General features: G+C 69.0%; 1 protein-coding gene. It reads left to right on the forward strand.

Features of this window, described 5'->3' with window-relative positions; all coding sequences use genetic code 11:
- Window positions 1-52: 52 nt before the first annotated feature.
- The coding region (locus B0W80_RS33885; protein ID WP_143684913.1) for an S-layer family protein at window positions 53-2,507 on the forward strand (2,455 nt) is incomplete at its 3' end.

The following is a 2,507-nucleotide window of genomic DNA, read 5'->3' on the forward strand; positions in this document are numbered from 1 at the left end:
CTGGAGCGCCATTGCCGCCACCGACCCGCTCGCCCCGGGCGCCAGCGGCACCATGAAGCTGCTCGTGCCGTCCCCCGACTACCCCGTCTCGCGCTTCCGCCCCTACTACCTCCTGAGCCCCGCCAACAGCGCCGACCGCAGCTACGAGACCTGCACCGGTGGCGGCGCCAGCACTTGCCAGACCACCGCCATGCCCGGCGCCTGGTACGCCCGCACCGACCCGATCTGGGCCGCCTTCGGGGTGACGCCACCTGCGGAGGATCTGCCTGCCTCCTTCATCGGCCGCCTGCACCCCGACATCACCGTGGGCCAGGTGGGAGTCGAACTCACGGTCGACGGTCCCTCGGGCCCCGTGGTCCTGCTGCGGCCCTTCGATCACCCCGTCACCCAGGCCGAGTACGACCGCTGGCAGGCCTACCGGCAAGCCCATCAAAGGCTCGATGTCGCCACCTTCGCCTTCATCACCACGATCGCCGGCGTGGTGCGCGGGCCCGATGGCGACAAGCCCTCGCGCTTCTCGTCGATCTACGACGCCTACGACACCACGGTCACGACGTCCACCCCGGTGCTGACCGGTTCCGCCCCGGCCCGGATCGTGTCAGGCGGGGCCATGACCCTTCACGTGGGCAGCGGCGTCAACGACATGAGCCAGATCCTCGCGGGCGGGGCGCTCACGGTGACCGGGGGCCGGATCGAGAACCGCAACCTCCCGGTCGACGCACCGACCGTGCAGACCGGGACGGCCATCCACAGCTTCATCATTGCGCACGGCAGCCGGGACGACGAGCGGGCGTATCAGGTCGTGCCGTACAGCCTGACCACGAACACGACCGTCGCTCTGGCCGCCGCGCGGTTGGAAGGGAATGTGGCGGTGGGGGGCAATGTGCCAAGCACAGGGCCATTCACACCAGGCCAGACCGGCAGTGCAATTGCCGGCCCAGGCAAGGTTCCGGGTTCCACGGTCTCCCCGATCGTCCAGGTCGGAACGGTACGCACCAGCACCCCCAGCACCACGATCCCCACGGCAAGCCTGTTCACCGTGCACCCCGAGCCGGGCAGCCGGTATCTGATCGAAACCGACCCGCGCTTCACGAGCGATGCCCAGCGCCAACGCCAGTCCAGCGACGACCTCTTGCGCCAACTCGGCATCGACCCGGATGCGATCCTGAAGCGCCTCGGAGACGGCTATTACGAGCAGCGGCTGATCCGCGAGCAGATCGCGCAGCTGACCGGGCGGCGCTTCCTGGGCGGGTTCGACAGCGACGACGCGCAGTTCGCGGCGCTGATCGATGCGGGCGTCACCTTCGCCCGGCGATACGACCTGCGCCCCGGCATCGCATTGACCGCCGCCCAGATGGCGCAGCTGACCAGCGACATCGTCTGGCTCGTGGAGCAGAGCGTGACGCTGGCCGATGGCAGTACCCAGCGGGTGCTGGTGCCGCAGGTCTATGTGCGGGTGAAGGACGGCGACATCGATGGCTCGGGCGCCTTGCTGGCCGGGGAGAGCGTGAACCTGCAGCTCACGGGCGACCTGGTCAACGAGGGTGGAACCATCGCAGGCCGACGGGTCGTGCGCATCGATGCGGACAGCGTGCACAACCTCGGCGGGCGCATCAGTGGCGACGACGTGGGGATTCGGGCCAGCACGGACCTGAACGTCATCGGCGGCAGCGTCGATGCGCAGAGGCGCCTGGACGTGATTGCCGGGCGCGACATCAACGTCGTGACGACCACGCGGGAGGCCAGCAGTGGAGTTGGCAGCGCAGCCCCGGTGGGGGCAAGAATCACTGCCGTGACACGCGACCGGGTGGCCGGGCTCTATGTGACCAACCCAGGCGGCACGCTGGTGGCAAGCGCAGGGCGCGACCTGAACCTGGTCGGCGGCGAAGTCCGAAGCGCAGGCGATGCCCATCTGCAGGCCGGCCGGGACGTGAACCTCGCCAGCATCACGACCGGGCGCAGTGAAGACATCCGCTGGAGCGAAACCAACTCGCGCCGGGGCATCACAAGCGAGGAGACGGGCAGCACGGTCCAGGGCGCAGGCCACGTCGGCATCACGGCCGGCCGTGATATCTCCGCCAGCGCCGCAACCTTGCGCGCCGGCCAGTACCTGAGCATCGACGCAGGCCGCCACCTCACGCTGGAAGCCGGACAGAACCAGCGCTCGGCCCAGACCCGCCATGCCACGAAAGACGGCATGAGCAAGTTCAACCTCGACGCCGAGAGCCAGGACACGACGCTCACCCGCACGACCTTGGAGGCGCAACGGTTCCGGCTGCGAAGCGGCGGCGACACGACCCTGAGCGCCGTCGAGGCCCATGGCCAGAGCCTGGAGATCGACACCGGCGGCCGCCTGAACCTGCGCACCCAGAGCACGACCAGTGCCATGAGCCGCAAGGAGCGCGACGACGACGCGGCCTTCGCTTCGGCTTCGGGCAGTGGCAGGACGGACGAGACGAGCCAGTACAACCGGTTCAATGTCAAAGACCTGAGCATCCAGGCCACTG

Origin of the sequence: Variovorax sp. KK3 (genome assembly GCF_001984055.1) — a bacterium.
Taxonomy (GTDB): Bacteria; Pseudomonadota; Gammaproteobacteria; order Burkholderiales; family Burkholderiaceae_C; genus Variovorax.